Annotated in this window: 18 protein-coding genes; 13 read left to right on the forward strand and 5 right to left on the reverse strand. The window is 44.1% G+C overall.

Annotation, left to right across the window (positions count from 1 at the left end; translation table 11 throughout):
- Positions 1–8 precede the first annotated feature (8 nt).
- From A8806_RS12185 to buk, 4 genes are read left to right on the forward strand one after another with little or no spacing between them, the layout of a single operon-like run.
- Positions 9–1,298 carry a thiolase family protein gene (locus tag A8806_RS12185; protein WP_109731476.1) on the forward strand — a complete coding sequence of 430 codons (1,290 nt, stop codon included), beginning with the start codon at positions 9–11 and terminating at the stop codon, positions 1,296–1,298.
- A 12-nt stretch (positions 1,299–1,310) separates the two neighbouring features.
- Positions 1,311–1,748 (forward strand): Zn-ribbon domain-containing OB-fold protein, encoded by a 438-nt coding sequence (locus A8806_RS12190; protein ID WP_109731477.1) that lies wholly within the window; start codon positions 1,311–1,313, stop codon positions 1,746–1,748.
- Between the two features lie 14 nt (positions 1,749–1,762).
- A complete protein-coding gene (locus A8806_RS12195; protein ID WP_109731478.1) occupies positions 1,763–2,593 on the forward strand; it encodes a ThuA domain-containing protein in 831 nt (276 codons plus the stop codon).
- A gap of 45 nt (positions 2,594–2,638) precedes the next feature.
- Positions 2,639–3,739: a butyrate kinase gene (buk, locus tag A8806_RS12200; protein ID WP_109731665.1), complete on the forward strand. Its 1,101-nt coding sequence runs from the start codon at positions 2,639–2,641 to the stop codon at positions 3,737–3,739.
- 153 nt (positions 3,740–3,892) lie between these two features.
- On the opposite strand, the gene A8806_RS12205 is transcribed toward buk, so the two are convergent.
- The 5 genes from A8806_RS12205 to A8806_RS12225 form a co-directional block, all read right to left on the reverse strand.
- Positions 3,893–4,798 carry a hypothetical protein gene (locus A8806_RS12205; RefSeq protein ID WP_109731479.1) on the reverse strand — a complete coding sequence of 302 codons (906 nt, stop codon included), beginning with the start codon at positions 4,796–4,798 and terminating at the stop codon, positions 3,893–3,895.
- Positions 4,799–5,163: 365 nt separating this feature from the next.
- Positions 5,164–6,081, reverse strand: a complete 918-nt coding sequence (locus A8806_RS12210) for a hypothetical protein (protein WP_109731480.1) — start codon at positions 6,079–6,081, stop codon at positions 5,164–5,166.
- 412 nt (positions 6,082–6,493) lie between these two features.
- A complete protein-coding gene (locus tag A8806_RS12215; RefSeq protein ID WP_109731481.1) occupies positions 6,494–7,558 on the reverse strand; it encodes a Gfo/Idh/MocA family protein in 1,065 nt (354 codons plus the stop codon).
- Between the two features lie 24 nt (positions 7,559–7,582).
- Positions 7,583–8,371: a TIM barrel protein gene (locus A8806_RS12220; protein ID WP_181368691.1), complete on the reverse strand. Its 789-nt coding sequence runs from the start codon at positions 8,369–8,371 to the stop codon at positions 7,583–7,585.
- A gap of 170 nt (positions 8,372–8,541) precedes the next feature.
- Positions 8,542–9,321 (reverse strand): MurR/RpiR family transcriptional regulator, encoded by a 780-nt coding sequence (locus A8806_RS12225; protein ID WP_109731483.1) that lies wholly within the window; start codon positions 9,319–9,321, stop codon positions 8,542–8,544.
- 276 nt (positions 9,322–9,597) lie between these two features.
- Between A8806_RS12225 and A8806_RS12235 the strand changes: the two genes are divergently transcribed.
- From A8806_RS12235 to A8806_RS12275, 9 genes are all read left to right on the forward strand, one after another.
- The gene (locus A8806_RS12235) at positions 9,598–10,590 is read left to right on the forward strand and encodes a sugar phosphate isomerase/epimerase family protein (RefSeq protein WP_109731485.1); all 993 of its coding nucleotides are present in this window, start codon (positions 9,598–9,600) and stop codon (positions 10,588–10,590) included.
- On the forward strand, positions 10,590–11,525 hold the full coding sequence (locus tag A8806_RS12240) for a sugar phosphate isomerase/epimerase family protein (protein WP_109731486.1): 936 nt from the start codon (positions 10,590–10,592) through the stop codon (positions 11,523–11,525). Before A8806_RS12235 ends, A8806_RS12240 begins: the two co-directional genes overlap by 1 nt.
- An 83-nt stretch (positions 11,526–11,608) precedes the next feature.
- Positions 11,609–12,100: a VOC family protein gene (locus tag A8806_RS12245; RefSeq protein ID WP_109731487.1), complete on the forward strand. Its 492-nt coding sequence runs from the start codon at positions 11,609–11,611 to the stop codon at positions 12,098–12,100.
- Positions 12,101–12,126: 26 nt separating this feature from the next.
- Positions 12,127–13,092 (forward strand): aldo/keto reductase, encoded by a 966-nt coding sequence (locus tag A8806_RS12250; RefSeq protein WP_109731488.1) that lies wholly within the window; start codon positions 12,127–12,129, stop codon positions 13,090–13,092.
- An 88-nt stretch (positions 13,093–13,180) separates the two neighbouring features.
- On the forward strand, positions 13,181–14,362 hold the full coding sequence (locus A8806_RS12255; protein ID WP_181368692.1) for an ROK family transcriptional regulator: 1,182 nt from the start codon (positions 13,181–13,183) through the stop codon (positions 14,360–14,362).
- Positions 14,363–14,449: 87 nt separating this feature from the next.
- On the forward strand, positions 14,450–15,733 hold the full coding sequence (locus A8806_RS12260) for a thiolase family protein (protein ID WP_109731490.1): 1,284 nt from the start codon (positions 14,450–14,452) through the stop codon (positions 15,731–15,733).
- Positions 15,734–15,745: 12 nt separating this feature from the next.
- A complete protein-coding gene (locus tag A8806_RS12265; RefSeq protein WP_109731491.1) occupies positions 15,746–16,159 on the forward strand; it encodes a Zn-ribbon domain-containing OB-fold protein in 414 nt (137 codons plus the stop codon).
- Between the two features lie 512 nt (positions 16,160–16,671).
- Positions 16,672–17,664 (forward strand): sugar phosphate isomerase/epimerase family protein, encoded by a 993-nt coding sequence (locus A8806_RS12270; protein WP_109731492.1) that lies wholly within the window; start codon positions 16,672–16,674, stop codon positions 17,662–17,664.
- 18 nt (positions 17,665–17,682) lie between these two features.
- Positions 17,683–18,831, forward strand: a complete 1,149-nt coding sequence (locus A8806_RS12275; RefSeq protein WP_109731493.1) for a Gfo/Idh/MocA family protein — start codon at positions 17,683–17,685, stop codon at positions 18,829–18,831.
- Positions 18,832–18,866: the final 35 nt, after the last annotated feature.

An 18,866-nucleotide genomic window follows, 5' to 3' on the forward strand; every position in this document is an offset into this window, starting at 1 on the left:
GTGGTACTGTGGTACATAATGTGAAAATTGGAAAAAATATGAGGAGTGTGTCCATCGTTGGAGTCGGTGCAACGCCGTTTTTTAACGGGATTACCAATCCTCAGTACAAAGGGCTTACAAACGGTGAGTTATTTGGATATGCGGCTCTGGATGCAATGAAAGATGCGCATGTGGAGCCGAGGGATGTTCAGTATTTCTTCCACGGTTCTGCAAATCCGCACGTGTTAAACGGATGTATTACACCAAACCTTCAGGTTGCCGACTGGTTTGGCATGAGAGGGAAAGGCTCCATCTCACATTCGGAGGGGTGCTGTACAGGATACATAGCACTCGAGGAGGCTGTCTTTGCGGTGGCAAGCGGCGCCTATGAGGTCGTTCTTTCCGGCTGCAGTGAACAGGGCACCGGTATGCCGGACGGCAACACGCCGGACCATATGCGTACGGCGCTTACTTCAGAAGTATTGTTCCCGGATCTGGACTCTATTTTTGACCGGGCTTATGGAAGATACTTAGGCGGCGGGCCGGGGATGAACCATGATGACTGGATCAACTTCTATGCCAAAGAAAACGGACTGACGCAGGAACAGGTGGATGATGTGCTGAACCATCAGGCGTATCATTTCAGGCGGGCGGCAGAACTGTGTCCCCGGGCGATTCGCAGGACTCCTTATGAAAAGCTTGCAAAAGACGCCGGATATGATGATGTCTGGGAATACATGAGATCCCCGCACAATCCGAAGATGACGCAGTATTTAAGGACTTCCAGTGATTCCTGCGTGGCGGACGGTGCGGCCTGCTGTATCGTAGTGCCGACAGAAATTGCACATCAGTTCTGTGACAAACCGGTCGAGGTACTGGCGACGGGGGCTTCCGTATTGGATGCAATCGTGCCCCATCTGGAGAAAAAAGCGACAGCAGAGGCAGCGCGCCAGGTCTTTGAAGCGACAGGACTTACTGCGGATGATATGGATTTACTGTACGTCAATGATTTTATCGGTTCCTCGGCATTCCTTGCGGCAGAAGAGATCGGTTATCTACCGAAGGGTGAAGGCTGGAAATATGCTCTTGACGGACGGCTGGCATATGACGGTGACAAGCCAATGAATACAAATGGCGGACGTACCTCTTACGGACATGCATTTGGTGCATCTGGAATGGCGGATGTATTTGAAGCAGTGACACAGATGCGTGGAGAGGCCGGAGAACGTCAGATCAAAAAAAGACCGAAGCATACTTTCTTAAGAGGATTTGGCGGAGCACAAAACGTCCGGGCTACAATCTTAAGAGCTAACTTTTAGGGGGTGATGAGGATGGATCAGAATAGAATCAGCACGGAAGAATTTTGGAATCCGGAGCATGTAGTGGAAAAATTCTGGAACGGCTTACAGGAAGGAACCATTTATGCAAAAAAATGTAAGGAATGTGGAGCAATTGAATTCCCCCCGCATCATGCCTGCAATTCCTGCGGCTATCACGATACAGAGTGGACAACGCTGGCGGGAAAGGGCGTGCTGAAAACATTTGTATTTACAGGAGCATTAAACGCAAGGCTTGAACTGGAAGACAGAGGACTGAAATATGTCTGCGGAGAAGTCCAGTTCGATGAGGGACCGGAAATGAATGCCGTTATCCTTGGAATTAATAAGAAAAAAGCACGGGAAATTTCCGATAAACTTCCAGTGAGAGTCCGCCCTGTATTCTTTGATATGGGAAGATATACGACTCTTTTCTTCGAACTTGATGAGTAGAGGAGGAGAAGGACTTGGAAAAATTAAATGTGCTTCTGGTAACCGGCCTGCTGACTGCAGAGCATCAGGGACGGCTGATTACACAGCGATTGAGGGAGCTTCTGGAGGCGACCGGCCGTTTTCGGGTTGCGATTGTAGAAGAGTTCCGTAATATTACACCCGCTTTTTTAAAACCATACGACGTAATATTTATAGATTACGACGGGAAAACATGGCCTACAGACAAGGCACAGAGGTTTGGGGAACAGAGCGAAAAAGCGGTTTATGATTTTGTCTCAGAAGGAAAGGGAATCGTATTCTATCATTCATCCGTTTGGGTGGATGCGGACTGGCCGGACGAATGGAGAAAACTTCTGGGCGGCTATTGTGCAATGGAAAAAGGGTGCAGGCGCTGTCCGAAAGATGACCATTTCGTGGAAACAATGGATGAAAACCACCCTGTAACAAAAGGAATTGATAAGAAATGGATGAATGTTTTCGATGATTTATTTACACATCTGATCATTCATCCTGAAGCAAACGTTCATGTACTGGCAGCTATATTTGACGACGTTGAAAATTACAGGGTTTCAGGTTTTCCACCGCCGCACCACCCGGTAGATATTCCGGACGGAAGGCTTGAAAATATGGAAGGGGTCAACCAGTATACACCGGTAATCTGGACAAATGAATATGGCAGAGGCCGTGTCTTTGTGACATCCATCGGACACTGGGAGGCTCTTGACCGTTTTAACTTTATTACGATGCTTGTCCGCGGTGCAGAGTGGGCCGGGACAGGCGAAGTTACCCTTGAAAAACCAGACAGGTCCGGTAATAACCGTTTAAAATTATTTCCGTATTATTAAAAAAGTGCCGCATTGCTGCGGCGCTTTTTATCTAAAAGGAGAAGAATAAGTATGTTTAAAATATTTACAATCAATCCGGGATCTACATCCACTAAGATTGCACTTTTTGAAGATGAAACAAAAGTATTTTCTAAGAATGTTAACCATGCAGCAGAAAAGCTGGCACAGTATCCGGCAATCTCCGATCAGCTCGAATACCGGAAAGAAACGATCGACACGCTATTGAAAGAAAACAACATTTCACTTGACGGGGTCACCGCATTTGTCGGACGGGGCGGCGGACTGCTTGCAATGGACGGAGGTACCTATGAGGTGGATGACCTTGTTCTCGATCATGCAGTACGCGGTGCAAATGGAGTTCAGCATCCGGCGATGCTGGGACCGCAGATTGCACATGAATATGCAAGGCTATACCATGCAAAAGCCTATGTGGTGAATCCACCGGATGTCGATGAACTGCAGGACCTCGCAAGAATGACGGGGATTAAGGGCGTGTACCGGACCGTACATTTACATGCGTTGAATTTAAAAGAGACTGCAATCCGACATGCAGAAAGTATGAATAAAAAATATGAAGACTGTAATTTTATCGTCTGCCACATCGGCGGCGGAATCTCGATTTCTGCCCATCGAGGCGGGAAGATGGTAGACGGATATGACATTGTCGGGGGCGAAGGCCCGATGGCGCCAACAAGATGCGGCAGTATTGCGGTATCAGATATCCTGAAATATTGCAGAGACAAGGATCTGGGAGAAGTGAAACAGCTCTGCACAAGAAGCGGCGGATTCGTCAGCCACCTTGGCATTTCCGATGCGTTAGAGGTGAGCAGCCGTGCAAAAGGCGGCGATCCATATGCAGCGATGCTGTGGAATACCATGATTTACCAGATTGAGAAATGCATCGGTTCGATGGCGGCAGTGCTTCATGGAAGAATCGACGGGATTCTGCTTGGCGGCGGAATGGTCTATAACGAAGACCTTGTGTCACAGATTAAAGACACTTGTGAATGGATAGCACCGGTAACTGCATACCCGGGCGAGTTCGAAATGGAGGCTATGGCTGCAGGAACGGTCAGGGTCTTAAGTGGAAAAGAAGAACTGAAAAAATACAGTGGAGAATGTAAGTTTAAAGGGTTTGACTTTTAATCAAAACAGGAAGTCCACCGCATCTCTATTTTTGTTGTATAGATGCGGCGGACTTCCTGTTTATACAGTTTAGTCTCGTAACGTTACTTTTTACAGGCGTGTTTGTGAACAGTCACCTCGTAACAGTTTAGGAATTTGGACTGTTACATAGTTTTAAGAGTCCTCCTTCAGTGAAGCGATAAGTTCCTGAATAGTGTCCACAGATTCCTCCAGTTCATCAGCAATTTCTTCCGGACTTTTTCCTTTAGACAGCTTCTTTTTTAAGAGTTCAATTAACTTATCACTACGGCCTTCTTCACGACCTTCCTCCCTGCCGCGGCTTAGCCCTTCGGTATATGCTTCTTCACGCTGTACCTCGATGTCCATGTCATAATCATATTCGGCTATCAGCATATTGATCACCTCACTGCCTTTCTTTCTTAGATAGTCTGCGAGAATACCGGAATCTATGCACTGCTCGATGGTATGTTTGAAGGCATCGCTGTCCCCTTTTGCCTGATAATCCCGTAAAATATCAACGAACTGTCCGTATTCCTTCAGAACCCTGCATTTTTCCAGAACCTTATGCTGCTGGGCCGGATTGATATTGATCACTTTTACTTCCAGGTCAAGCATAGGGGGACCATCCTGAACCATATAAGCATCTGAAAGTTTTAGGACCTTTTCATTTACCCAGTCTTTCTCGCCGTTGTAGAACGTGTAAAACTCAGGCTTTGGAAGCTTTACCAGCTTTTTCTTATACCTGTCCCTGACTGGAACAATTTTCTCATACGCCCGCCCGATATACATCAGGCTCCGAAGCGGCATGTTCTCATTGATGGTAGACTGGTGTTCCCCGAACACCATGACCTTCCCGCCGACCCCAAAGGAGACATCATTCTTGAAGTTCAGATACAGGATATCGTCTACGCGTATCTTCTGTATCAAGGTTCCTTCGGGCAGCGGTTCATCATGAAGTGCATTATATAGCGAGATATCATTCTCTTCCGCCAGTGCGTCTTCGAAGAATAGGTCTACAAACATACTGTTCTTGTATTCTCTGTTTTCTTTTACTGTCATAAGCACCCTCCTTTGTGCTTTGTTCCATTCACAGGAGAGGCTCGTTTTTGGGTAACTGCCTGTAGATTTTGAACAGCCACAGTTTCCTTATACATAGAGTATAAGAAATACGGCAGGTATAATCAAGCCCTCTCTTTATATAAATGGAACGGATTTTAATGTGAATTGTCTGGTAATAATAGGGGAGATATTCCCTTTTGGATGGTACACTTCCTGACCATTTGAATAAACGGATCTTTTTGTTTCATGGTTAGAATTACTATAAGCAGAAGTGGAATAGAAAACAGATTGGACTCCCACTTCCACAGATGGTAAGTAATAATAAATAAGTCTTAGTGGGAGTCCGATTTTTACTTTATAAAACTTCAGACGTCTTCCCCCAATGAAGCCATAAGTTCCTGAATAGTATCCACAGATTCCTCCAGTTCATCAGCAATTTCTCCTGGACTTTTTCCTTTAGACAGCTTCTTTTTTAACTGTTCAATTAACTTATCCTCACGACCTTCTTCACGCCCTTCACTACGCCCTTCCTCCCTGCCGCGGCTCAGTCCCTCGGTATATGCTTCTTCACGCTGTACCTCGATGTCCATGTCATAATCATATTCGGCTATCAGCATATTGATCACCTCACTGCCTTTCTTTCTTAGATAGTCTGCGAGAATACCGGAATCTATGCACTGCTCGATGGTATGTTTGAAGGCATCGCTGTCCCCTTTTGCCTGATAATCACGTAAGATATCTACGAACTGTCCGTATTCCTTCAGAACCCTGCATTTTTCCAGAACCTTATGCTGCTGTGCCGGGTTGATATTGATCACTTTTACTTCCAGGTCAAGCATAGGGGAACCATCCTGAACCATATAGGCATCTGAGAGTTTTAGGACCTTTTCTGTTACCCAGTCTTTCTCGCCGTTGTAAAACGTGTAGAATTCAGGTTTTGGCAGCTCTACCAGCTTTTTCTTATATCTGTCCCTGACCGGGACAATCTTCTCATACGCCCGCCCGATATACATCAGGCTCCGAAGAGGCATATTCTCATTGATGGTAGACTGGTGTTCCCCGAACACCATGACCTTCCCGCCGACTCCGAAAGAGACATCATTTTTGAAGTTCAGATACAGGATATCGTCTACGCGTATCTTCTGTATCGAGGTTCCTTCGGGCAGCGGCTCATCATGCAGCGCATTATATAGAGAGATATCGTTCTCTTCTGCCAGTGCATCTTCGAAGAATAGGTCTACAAACATACTGTTCTTGTATTCTCTGTTTTCTTTTACTGTCATAAGCACCCTCCTTTGTGCTTTGTTCTGCTCACAGGAGAGGCTTAATGTTTCTGGTAACTGCCTATAGATATTAAGCAGATACAGTTTCCTTATACATAAAGTATAAGAAATACAGCAGGTATAATCAAGCCCCTTCTTTATATAAACGGAACGTATTTTAGTGTGAACTGTTTGGTAAAAACGGGGGAATATTCCCTTTTAGATGGTCTGTTTCCTGACCATTTGAATAAACGGATCCTTTTGTTTCATGGATAGAACTTCCATGAGCAGGTTTAGAATAGCATACTGTAGATTAGATTACAATACATTTTCTTTGCATTGGCATCAAAATTTTGTTCGTAACATGTGGATATCTGTTGGATAACTATGGGATAACGATAATAACAGCTCAGACATGCCTGAGCTGTAGTAATTAGTCAAAGAATATTGTTTTTCCTGTTGCAGCACTTTCATAAATGGCTTCGATAACTCTTGTTACGGTCGCTGCCTGTTCAGGAAGTATTGCCGGTTCACCGCCATTTTGAATCGCATCAATCCAATGGTTAATATCATATGCATTCATATCAACTGGTTCTTCTAGATTTTTAATTTCCGTAGTAAGTTTCCCGTCTACGATTTTCGTTGTACGGACAGAGCATTCAAAAGTAGGTCCGACCATGTCCACGCCGGCTTTTGTGCCTGCAATAGAGGCAATAACACCCGGCGCTTCCTGCATCATATTCGTAATCCAGGCTGTCTCCATATAAATCATCATACCATTTTTCATGGTAATCATTGCCATTGCAGTATCTTCTACATCAAAGTTTTCCGGATCCCAAGGGCCGAGATCATTTCCTTCTGGGAAATCTTTCATCTTATCAAATGTAACCCCGCGGACACTTTCGACCTCATAATTGTCAGTAAGCCACATTGGAAGATCAATCGAATGAGGGCCCCCGTCCATCAAAACACCGCCGCCGTTTAAGGCTTTATTTGTGTAAACACCATAAGCGGGAAGCCTTCTTGGGCGTAACTGCTGCGATTTTACATAATAGATATCTCCCAGTTCGCCATTTTGAACCATTTCTTTTATCTTTAGCGGTGCCGCGTTATATCTCCACTGTAAACCTGAAGTCAGTTTTTTCCCTGCTTCTTTTGCAGCGGTGATCATTTTTTGTGCATCAGCGTATGTACATGCAATTGGTTTTTCGCAATGTACATGCTTTCCGTTTTTCAAGGCTTCTAATGTCATAGGGCAGTGAAGTGGATTCGGTGTGCATATATGGACAACATCTAATTCTTTATTCTCACATAATTCCTTATAATCTGTGTAAATCTTTGCATGCAGTCCGAAATCCTTGTTGGCCTTCACACACTTTTCAGTATCAACATCGCATAAAGCTGTGACTTCGATATCCTCTCTTGTTAATAAATTCGAAATATGTTTTGTTGTTGCGATTACTCCAATACCAATAACGCCAATCTTTAATTTTCCCATAGTAGTATCCTCTCTTTCTTATCCTTACTTTAATGCATTTTCAATATAATTCTTACATGCTGTGACACTGCTTTCTTTATCCATCAGCGGCAGATATTCAATCCCAAAGAAGCCGTCATAGCTGCTGGATTCTACTGCCTTAAGAATATGCTCATAATTCAGTTCCCCATCCATGATTTCACTTCTACCCGGTACGGACGCTGCATGTATATGGCCGATTTGGCCAATATTGTCTTCGATCGTACGGACGATATTCCCCTCCATAAGCTGGTAGTGGAAAATGTCATATAAAAGCTTTACATGGCTGCTTCCGACTTCTTTCAGAACTTCGAATGCTTCTTTTGAATCCGTAAAATAAGAACCCTCTGAGATTGGCTCCAGAACAAGTGTGATTCCTGCCTCCTCGGCAAGCGGGGCGAGCAGCTTTAAACCTTCTACAATATTTTTGTGGCAGATATCACGGGCTAATTCCGGGTTAGGATCGGCTGTAATGATGATATTCGGACAGTTGAATTTCTTGGCTGCCTCAATGCTTTCCTCCATTCCCCGGACTGCAGTTTCAAATGTCTCAGGTCTGGTAAGTGTGCCCCTGTCTTTCGCACAGATTGCTGCTACGTTGAGACCTAATTCTTTTTTCTTAGCTAAAAGCTTTTCATAGTCTCTTGTTGCCCAGTCCCAGAACTCCACGGTTTGAAAGCCTGTCTTTTTTGCCAGTTCCATACCGGCAAGTAACTTTTCTGTATCTGAAAAAATGGGGCCGTGTTCACCAAATTCCAGATATAGAAGATCAATGCATAAACTGTAACCTTTCATTTCTAATATCCTCCTTATTTGCTTGACTTCATGCATTTATCATATTGCTGTTTAACTTTTTATGCGTACAGAATTTAGTTACATTTTTTCTTGCACGGTACAAGAGTTTCAAAAAACGGGAGTTGGTTTCAATTTTGAAACCAACTCCCGTTTTTATCTGAATGATGTGTTTAATCCATGATATATTTCATGCGGTAAATTTCGCTTAGCATGTAGAAATAGATATCGAAGGCCATAAGCCTTTCAACAATCTTCCCGTTTTCGTCTCCCAATAATTCCTGATCAATATACTCCCTGTATTTTGAATTACTTAACGTAAGTCCAAGTATGACAGCATTCTGTTTTTTGATACTCTCAAACACAGGTTTTAAATCCATAGTCTCCGCATGTTCAATTGTATTAATAAAAACAATACTGTTCTCTGTCAGCTGCCTGCTGTCTTCCAATAATTCCGGTATCAGACAGTAAAAGGCAGTTTCAACCCCGCTCATTGCCAGATTCTGCTGCAGGGAATAAATGGAACTGCTTTGGAAGGGCATATAAAAGCGTACTTTGTCAGCACTGTATAACCGCTCTGCAACTGCTTCTACAGCTCCTGCATCCAAATCTGCCTTCATTGATTCATAAGCACCAAACATCTGGGATAAGAGGGCATTCTTTACATTATGTGCTGTTGTACAGTCCTCTGCCGGGAGAATGCGGTTATAATAGGTATAATTTTTCACCGCCCGTTTCAGCTCGTGATGAAAATCTGTAAAAGATTCATATCCTAATTTTTGTATCATACGCCATATTGTGGTTCTTGATGAATTCGTTAACTCAGCCAAGTCGTAAACAGTACCCTCCGCCGCTTCATTCAAATGTTCCAGAATGCCCCTGCAGACATTCCGGTAAGTGCTGTCAGGAGCCAATTGATTATAAAATACTGTTAGATTCTGCAAGACATTCATTTTTCCTGCCTTCTTTCGTGTTCTTTTTCTTAATAATTATAACCTTTCGTACTGTTTTTAGCAACTGGAGGGTTACTGTGTCTGATGAAGAATAGAGCAAAAATCCCACTATGATTTTTGCTCTCTGTTCCTTTGCATTTATAAGATAAAGCATAATTAATCCCTTATATTTAGCACTTATTTTAAATATTAAAAAAAGTCTTTATTTTAGTGTTGACACAAGAGGGAACATGCAGTATTCTACAGATAGAAAGATTCATTCAAAGGAGGTAAAAAATGAAAGCTGTTGCAAGTTTTGGCATCGTAAATGCCGACACAAGCGGACCAGGCGCCTTTTTAAGAGCTGCGAAATGGTATTGGGATGAGATAACGGATATGTTTCCGGCCGCAGGTTTTTCATCTATCATGATTCCTATGGTTCCTAATACAGAGAACGTGTCAAGAAATGGTGCACCGATATGTACAGCATCAATCAGGACACGCTTTGGTTCGCCAAAGGGGTATCTGAGTTACTTAAATGACAAAGGTGTAGAAAATGTGGAAGCCATTACCATTTCTGCCCAGAGCCAGTTTAATAGTCTTTTTGAGACAGGGCTCCCCATTGAGAAGTTTTTTGACGAGTTTTACGACCATGCGGCGGACACGGTAGAAGCCCTGCAGGAATTGAAAGGGAGCACGCTTCTTGTTTCACCGACACCGGGGATTGGCTTTTTGAATCAGACATTTAACGGTGATGAGAATCAGATAGAGAAGTTCCTTGCTGATGCTGCCCAATGTATGAACCGGATCGGCGCAAACTGCCGGAAGAACCAAATTAATCTTGCCATTCGCAATGAGTATTGGACGTTGATGAGGGGCACCGGAATTGATGCGTTTATGAAAATAGTTGACAAGGAACTTGTATCCTATGCTCCGGACCCTGCACATCTGCACATTGCCGGTGCAGACCCTGATGCTTACTTTAAGAAGTATGCCGGGCAGGCAAAGGCAGTCTGCTTTACAGATACAAAATTCGTGGATGAGTCAGATGTATATAAGACGATTTCACCGGAATTCCCGCAGGACGGACGCCTGCAGAGGGTGTATTATGATCTGGGATTTGGGGACATGGATTTTGAGAAGCTTTACGCAATTCTCAAAGAAGCAGATTTTGACGGTCCGGTCATTCTGGATTCTAAATATTCCCTGGATATTCCAAAAGGAATACTCAGGATGAGAACATTCTGGAACAATCTTGAAAAAAATTACGCTGCGAAGGAGGTTCAGTAATGGAAAACAGAAACATCAACTATACATACATGACTAATCTCTGGGGCAATATCAATTACAAACAGATTAATAATTTCAATGAATGGTATATGGGAGATTTTGGTTCAGCCTATTATTATCAGGATTGGGATAAGATCCTTCGGTATTTTGCCGGGGCAGGCTTCAAAGGAATTGAAATCATGGTATTCTCGGTCCCAAGCATTGTGAATGCATTCGGGTCGATGAAGAACTTCAAAGAATTTGCTTTGGAGAGGGGAATCGAGAGAATTACAGGTATGTTTTCCCATCACGTAGGTTCTCAGGATAAGAGAAATCACCCGGACATCTTTGCATACGAACAGCAGGCGATTGATGCACTCGCAGAGTGCGGCGGTATTAATCTCATTGTACAGCCGGCAGGACAGTATTACGGAACAGGACCTCTTGATGAGGAAGGGTTAAAGAACGTTGCAGAGTGTATGAACACAGTGGGACGCATGTGTGCCGAGAAGGGGCTGGCTGTTTCCATTCACAATGAATTCTGGTGTGCAGTCAACAAATACGACCATGAGAAGTTTCTGGAAATGACAGATCCTAATTATGTTTACTACTGCCTCGATACAGCCCAGGTAGCGATTATGGGCAAGGACATCCTGCATTTTTATGATACATATCATGACAGGGTTCAGTATTTCCATATCAAAGATACAACCTATGTAAACGCTCCGGATGAGAAACGCTTTGGGGCGGGAGCGGAATTCGATGAGCAGGGAGCCAGATGGTTCTGGGAGCCGGGCGGTGGTGTGCTTGATTTCAAGGGATTGTGGGAACTTATGAAAAAGCATAATCACAAAGGCTGGATTGGAATCGAGTCAGATGGAACACCGGACCCGTTGGCAACCATCCTGCTGACAAAGAATTATATCGACACAGTCCTTGATCCGATATACAAATAAAATTAAATCAAACAAAAAAAGAAACACCTGTTCATTATTTTGAACAGAAATATAAAATAAATGATTTTCAGGAGGAAGAAAAAATGGATACACAGTTCGCAAAATTTTTACAGATTGGAATTATCGTTGAGAATGTGGAGGAAACAATCAAACACTATGAGGAATACGGCGTAGGTCCGTGGAGAGTCAGCCCGTTAGATTCCAATGAGTTCCCGGATTTCTCTATGAACGGAACAAAGGACAGACTTCAGACAATTATGGCATTCTGTGACTGCTGGGGATTCGAAATCGAATTGATCCAGCCAATCAGCGAAAGCCCATATAAAACATGGTTAGACGAGCATGGCCCGGGGATGCACCACATTGCACTGATTACAAGAGACAGTTTTGGCGAAGTGATTGAGCAGCACAAGAAACTTACAGGAAGAGATCCTTGGCTTTTATGTAAAGATCCTCAGATCGGAATGGAATTTGCGTATCTTGACCTCCACAAGGAATTGGGATTATACCTCGAAGTATACAATGAGGACAAGAAGGGCGGCCTCGACGCTAACTTCAAGCTGCCGGAAGAATAGAACGTGATAAGGGAGGAAATGAGAAAATGGAATATGTAAAGTTTGACGGAATAGAAAAAAAGGTAAGTAAGTTTTTTATGGGAACATTCGGAATGTTCCCGGATAATAAAGAAAAACATTTTCAGACATTAGATGCGGCATATGATCTTGGAATCACGGCAATTGATACTGCCAGGGCATATGATTCTGAGCCGACAGTCGGGGAATGGATCCAGTCCCGCGGAGTACGCGAGAATATTGTGCTTCTTTCAAAGGGAGCACATCCTACAGACTACCGTGAAAGAGTGACACCGTACGATATTGACTCTGACCTTGCGGAAACACTGGCAGAGCTTCAGACAGATTATCTTGATATTTATCTGCTTCACAGAGATAACACAAAGCTTCCGGTCGGACCGATCGTGGAGAAGCTCAACGAACATAAAGCAGCAGGCAGGATCAAAATTTTCGGGGGATCTAACTGGACCCATGAGCGTCTGGAAGAGGCAAATGAATATGCTTATGCACACAATCTCACGCCGATGTCAGTCTCCTCTCCAAACTTCAGCCTGGCTGAGCAGGTGAAGAACCCGTTCGCACCGGGATGTGTTACTATCGCAGGCAATAAAAATGCAGACGCACAGGAGTGGTATACAAAGAATCAGATGCCGGTACTGGCATATTCTTCACTGGCAAGAGGTTTATTCTCAGGAAGAATTACAAGAGAACTGCTTGCAAACGATCCGGAGAGCATTGATATGTTCTGCCGCATCGGATACTGCTATGAAGAGAACTTCGTAAGACTTGACCGCTGCAAGGAAATTGCGGAAGAAAAGGGATGCTCCATTCCACAGGTAGCGATGGCTTACGTACTCGACAGCCCGCTCAATGCGTTCCCGATCATCGGGGCTGCAAACAGAAGCGAGATTGAGTCTTCACTCGGTGCTCTGGATGTGAAGCTGACTCCTTCAGAGGTTCTTTACCTTGAGCTTAAGACAGATGATAGAAAATAAGCAGGGCCTGTGTTAAAATAGTATTTAGTAATACTTTAAAAAACTATAAAAGAAAGACGGTAGATGAAATATGAAAGTTGCTAATACTATGGAAATACGTTTACAGAATGCGTTTTATATCATCAATGAAATTGAATGTAACCCGGGGATCACGAATACGGAGATTGCTCAAAAAAGAGGATTAAGTGTACCAACGATATCAAATATCATGAACATCCTGAAGGGCAGTGATATCGTAATGACAACAGGGACAGGAGAATCTTCCGGAGGAAGAAGACCTGTTCAGCTGTCTTTGAACCCCGAATACCAGTATTCCATCGGAGTAAGCATCGCAAGGCATACGGTATACGTGTTATTGATTGATTTTGAAGGCCATATCCATGAAAAGGAAAAGCATTATATCCAGTTTGTAGAAAACGAGGAATACTGGCGCCAGATTGACAGTCTGATTAAAGGGATGCAGGAAAGGGCGCCGATCCCATGTGGAGTGGGACTTGCGTTACCCGGTTTTGTGGATTATGAACAAAAAGTTATTTCCGATACCTATACTCTGGGGGTGCCTGAGGTATCCCTCGAGAGTATATTCCGGATTCTTGGGGAGCATGTGGCAATAGGGGATTCCTGCAGACTGGCAGCGATGGCACAGGTGTTTGCAAATACGAACGTTGAGGACAATTTTTTTATCCTGCTAAGCAGGCGTGTAAGCGGGATTTTGATTCACGACAGAAGTATTTTTAATTTGAAAGTTTCAAGTCTGGATATCGGTTCCATGATTATAGAACCGGATAAGAAGAAGCTGACATATGAGTCGTCAGGCAGTCTTTTAGGGTTATGCTCCGCAAGTACGATCATTGAAATACTTAAGAAAAATTTTCCGATCAGCAGCTACGAGGAATTGTTTGAAGAAATTGATAAAGGCAGCCTTGTATATGAAAAGCTCTGGGATTCTTATCTGCACCATCTGGCGATAGCAATATATAATATCTATGCTATTTTTAAAGTGGATATTGTAATCGGCGGGGAAATGGCAAAGTATATTGAACCATACACAGAGAAGTTAAACGATTTTATCAGTGCCCTGTCACCCGAGAGCGGCCAGACAATCAGAATCCACTGCAGTATATACGGGGATTATGATGATGCATACGGCGCGGCATTGGAAACAAGGTCACTCTGCCTGCATAAAATGCTTCCGGAATTATTTAAGAACTCAGTAGCCGCGGTGCCTGCCCGGAAAAAAGATGGAAAAAGAAAGAGCGTAAAAAAATAGAATATAGAATGTTATTCATCAGAAGTGAAGGAAGGGTTACTGTGTATACCGCAGGGGGTAAACAGTAATCAGGAAGGAGCAGTAGATATGGTAGAGGGAAAACTTGGCAAGTATGCCCGCAGTGTTTCCATTATTGGGATTGGTGCAACCCCATTTTGTAATATAGATGAAGACCCGGACATGAAAGGGCTGACAGAAGGAGAGTTTTTCGGTCATGCTGCACTGATGGCGATGGAAGATGCCGGATTAGAGCCGAGAGATGTTGATTATTTTTATCACGGATCAGCAAATCCTAAGTTCTTTAATTTCGCAGCAACGCCAAATATGCAGGTTGCAGAGTGGTTCGGGATGCGGGGGAAAGGATCGGTTCATCATTCTGAAGCATGCTGTTCAGGTTATGTAGGGCTGGAAGAAGCCGTGAAAGATGTGGCGAGCGGTGCACATGATATTGTGTTAACCGGCTGTGTTGAAATGGCATGCGGCCTGCCTGTGATGGGTAAGCCTGCCCATATACGCAGAACGATAACGACAGAGGATGTAATCCCGGATCTGGAAGCCATTATGGACCGTGCATATACGCGTGCGTTAGGCGGCGGGCATATCGGCCAGGATGACTGGATGGATCTGTATCGGGACGAATATGGCCTGACAGAGACGCAGATTGACGACGTCCTCAATACGATGTCCTATCATGGAAGAAGGGCGGCTGCGCTGAATCCATTGGCAATGCTCCGCACTCCGTTCGAGGAAATCGCAAAACAGTATGGTTTTGATGATCCTATGGAATATCTGCGGTCACCTTTTAATCCTAAGACAACACAGTACCTCAGAGTTACAGGAAACGCACCAAGTGCGGACGGCGCTGCGTGTGTCATTGTATGCCCGACAGAGATGGCATCGAAGTTTAAGCAGAAACCGATAGAAGTCCTGGGCATTGGCGCGTCCTGTCTGGAATTAATGCAGCCGCATAATGAGATGGAGATTACCAAAGAGGCAGCACGTCAGGTATATGAGACAACTGGATTGACACCGGAAGATATAGACCTTCTTCTTGTGAACGATTTTGTACTTTGTTCACAGCTCTTAGCAGCCGAGGAAGTAGGTTACCTGCCAAAAGGAGAAGGCTGGAAATGGGTAATGGAAGGGCGTACTGCATTTGACGGGGACCGCCCGATTAATCCGCATGGAGGACGCACATCCTATGGACATGCTTATGGCGCATCCGGAATGGCAGATGTTTACGAGGCAGTTCTTCAGCTCCGCGGCCAGGCAGGCTCACATCAGGTCAAGAATCAGCCAAAGACGGCAATGCTCCGTGGTTTCGGCGGCGGACAGAACTGTCGTATTCCTATTCTTAGAACAGTGGATTAGGGGGGAAAGACGTTGAAAATAGAAAAAATTGTAGAAAAATTCTATCAGGGTTTAGCGGAACATAAGCTTTACGGACGTAAATGCAAAGAGTGCGGTGCAATCGAGTATCCGCCGAGATATGCATGTAATACATGTGGATATCATGAAACGGAATGGGTGGAACTATCCGGGAAGGGAAAATTCCACAGTATGATTTTACCGTCCACTCTAAATGCAGACCCCTGGAATGCCAGCCTTGGTACATATGGGTATGGACTTATCGAATTGGAAGAAGGGGTTATGTTTAATGCTACGGTTTTCGGCATAAGCAAGAAAAAAGCAAAGAAATTAAGACCGCTGCTGCCTTTGCCGGTACATCCGCTTTTTGTAGAGAAGGATGGAGTGACAGTCGTATTTTTTGAGCTGGACGAAGTAGAAGAGGGGTAGAGAACAAGGGGGACTTGTGAACGGGTGGGGACGCCTGCCGTGGAGGTTGACGGGGTGCGTGAGGGCGGCATATATCCTATGGAAAATGCTGACCGTTATGCTAAGCAGCAGTAAGAGGAAACACGCACAATCTGCCGGCACCATACGCATTCACCGCCTAATCTGATGATTAGGCGGCTCAGGCGTATTCAAAAGTTAATTTGGAAATTAACTTTTGTCCGGCAGATTGTGCGTGTTTCCTCTAACTGCTGCTAAAGCTTACTAAAAGCATTTGCCATAGGATATATGCCATCCTTACGCGCCCCGTCAACTTCCACGGCAGGCTGGTTCCTCCAGTCAGCAGGAAAGTCTTGTTCTCTGGAGGAACCCTTAAGCTCAAGCGCAGTGGATGTGTATTGGCTATGCGGATTGTATAGAAGGCTATTTAAATGATCCTTTAATAAAATGTATTGATATAAAAAAACGTATTATGTTGCAATTAATTAAATATTATAAAATGGAGGTAAAATGTTATGGCAAGACCGGTTACGTTGATGACGGCACAGTGGGCGGATATCCCTTTTGAAGAGATGTGTGTGTTAGCAAAGAAGATGGGATATGACGGATTAGAGATTGCATGTTGGGGAAGTCATATTGACATTAACCGTGCAGTGGAAGACCCGGACTATGTGGAATGGATTTTAAACACATTGAAGGAAAACGGACTTATCTGCAAGGCAATCGCTGTTCATACAATAGGACAGTGCGTCGGAGATTATGATGATCCGAGACTTGATAATTTTGCACCGGCCGAGCTGGCCGGAAAACCGGATGAGATTCGTGCATGGGCAGTTAAGACGATGCTTAATGCACCGAAAGTAGCTAAGATGATGGGCGTTCATATTATCACGGGATTTGTGGGATCACCAATCTGGAAATATCTTTACTCTTTCCCACAGACAACTGAAAAGATGATCGAGGACGGATATCAGGAAATCTATGATTTATGGAAACCTATCATGGATGAGTGTAAGAAGTATGATGTGAAGTTTGCGCTCGAGGTACATCCGGGAGAAATTGCATTTGATTATTATTCAACAAAGAGATTACTGGAGAAATTCGCTGACTGTCCGGAATTCGGAATCAATTTCGATCCGAGCCACTTGATCTGGCAGGGCGTTACACCACATGTATTCTTAAATGATTTTATTGACCGTGTATATCATGTACATATGAAGGATGCAGCCGTTACATTAGACGGCAAGAGCGGACTGCTTGGTTCCCACATCGACTTCGGCGATCTGCGCAGAGGATGGAATTTCCGTTCTTTAGGTCATGGAGATGTAAACTTCGAAGATATTATACGTGTGCTTAACGCATATAACTATCAGGGACCGCTTTCTGTAGAGTGGGAAGACTCAGGTATGGAAAGAGTTTATGGTGCTACAGAAGCAGCGGAGTTTGTCCGGAAAGTAGATTTTGCACCTTCAGATGTTGCTTTCGATGCAGCGATTGCTAATAAATAGCGGTGAAGGAGGTTAAGGATGAAGAAAACATTAAGCTATGGAATGGTAGGAGGCAGCCTCACAGCTTTTATAGGGGGCGTGCACAGAGTCGGTGTTGATTTTGACGGGAGAGCCTTTTTAAAGGCTGGATGCTTCAGCCAGAATGAGGCTAAGAATAAAGAATGTGCAGAGTTTTATCAGGTAGATGATGAACGTACTTATAAGAATTTTCATGAGATGGCTGAAAAAGAAGGCTCGCGGGAAGACGGAATCGACTTCGTGACGATAACGGCTCCGAATGATGTTCATTATGAAGCAGCAAAAGCATTCCTTGAGAATGGAATCCACGTACTCTGCGAAAAACCTCTTTGTTTTGAGATCGGACAGGCAGAAGAACTGAAAAAAATTGCGGAAGAGAAAAACCTTCTGTTCTGTGTGAACTATTCTTACTCAGGCAATGCAATGGTGAAGGAAGCGAGAGAATTGATTACAAGCGGATACATCGGTGACGTGATCAATGTAAACGCAGAATACCTTCAGGAATATCTGGTTGATGATATCGGTGCCGGAGACCAGGTGATGGTAAAGCTTTCTTCATGGAGAAAAGATCCTGCCGTGGCAGGTATTTCAAACTGTGTGGGTGATATTGGAACACATATCGAAAATACAGTAAGCTATATGACCGGATTAAAGTTAAAGAGAGTTGCGGCAAAACTGGATTACTGGGGACAGCCGCTGGACCTGAATGCAAACATTCTTGTTGAGTTTGAAAATGGTGCACATGGTGTATTCTGTTCATCACAGGTATGCGTAGGTCATATGAACGGCCTTGTAGTGAGAATTTTCGGGACAAAGGGTGCAATCGAATGGGTTCAGGAGAATCCGAATATTCTTTATGTGACCCTGAAAGGACAGCCGACACAGATTTACAACCGTGGTATGGGATATGTCACAGAGCGCACAGCCGAAGTCAGCAGAATTCCGTCCGGCCACCCGGAAGGATTGTACGTAGCATTTGCTAATATTTACAGAGTCTGGATTTCCAGTATCCTGAAGTTGAAAAACGGTGAGGAACTGAGCGGTTATGACTATGATTTCCCGTCTATAGATGATGGAATTGAAGGCGTTAAGTTTATTCAGGCTTGTGTGAAAAGCAGTAAAAATGACGCCGTATGGACAGAAGTATAATGTAACAGTAACAACAGTACAGGAAGGTCTGCGTA

Source organism: Faecalicatena orotica (assembly GCF_003149245.1).
Lineage (GTDB): Bacteria > Bacillota > Clostridia > Lachnospirales > Lachnospiraceae > Faecalicatena_A > Faecalicatena_A orotica.

What these genes read in the sequence shown, in the direction of transcription:
- A8806_RS12190 (WP_109731477.1), top strand. Translation starts at nt 1,311, where the DNA reads ATGGATCAGAATAGAATCAGCACGGAAGAATTTTGGAATCCGGAGCAT.
- A8806_RS12205 (WP_109731479.1), bottom strand. Translation starts at nt 4,798, where the DNA reads ATGACAGTAAAAGAAAACAGAGAATACAAGAACAGTATGTTTGTAGAC.
- A8806_RS12210 (WP_109731480.1), bottom strand. Translation starts at nt 6,081, where the DNA reads ATGACAGTAAAAGAAAACAGAGAATACAAGAACAGTATGTTTGTAGAC.
- A8806_RS12215 (WP_109731481.1), bottom strand. Translation starts at nt 7,558, where the DNA reads ATGGGAAAATTAAAGATTGGCGTTATTGGTATTGGAGTAATCGCAACA.
- A8806_RS12220 (WP_181368691.1), bottom strand. Translation starts at nt 8,371, where the DNA reads ATGAAAGGTTACAGTTTATGCATTGATCTTCTATATCTGGAATTTGGT.
- A8806_RS12225 (WP_109731483.1), bottom strand. Translation starts at nt 9,321, where the DNA reads ATGAATGTCTTGCAGAATCTAACAGTATTTTATAATCAATTGGCTCCT.
- A8806_RS12235 (WP_109731485.1), top strand. Translation starts at nt 9,598, where the DNA reads ATGAAAGCTGTTGCAAGTTTTGGCATCGTAAATGCCGACACAAGCGGA.
- A8806_RS12240 (WP_109731486.1), top strand. Translation starts at nt 10,590, where the DNA reads ATGGAAAACAGAAACATCAACTATACATACATGACTAATCTCTGGGGC.
- A8806_RS12245 (WP_109731487.1), top strand. Translation starts at nt 11,609, where the DNA reads ATGGATACACAGTTCGCAAAATTTTTACAGATTGGAATTATCGTTGAG.
- A8806_RS12250 (WP_109731488.1), top strand. Translation starts at nt 12,127, where the DNA reads ATGGAATATGTAAAGTTTGACGGAATAGAAAAAAAGGTAAGTAAGTTT.
- A8806_RS12255 (WP_181368692.1), top strand. Translation starts at nt 13,181, where the DNA reads ATGGAAATACGTTTACAGAATGCGTTTTATATCATCAATGAAATTGAA.
- A8806_RS12260 (WP_109731490.1), top strand. Translation starts at nt 14,450, where the DNA reads ATGGTAGAGGGAAAACTTGGCAAGTATGCCCGCAGTGTTTCCATTATT.
- A8806_RS12270 (WP_109731492.1), top strand. Translation starts at nt 16,672, where the DNA reads ATGGCAAGACCGGTTACGTTGATGACGGCACAGTGGGCGGATATCCCT.
- A8806_RS12275 (WP_109731493.1), top strand. Translation starts at nt 17,683, where the DNA reads ATGAAGAAAACATTAAGCTATGGAATGGTAGGAGGCAGCCTCACAGCT.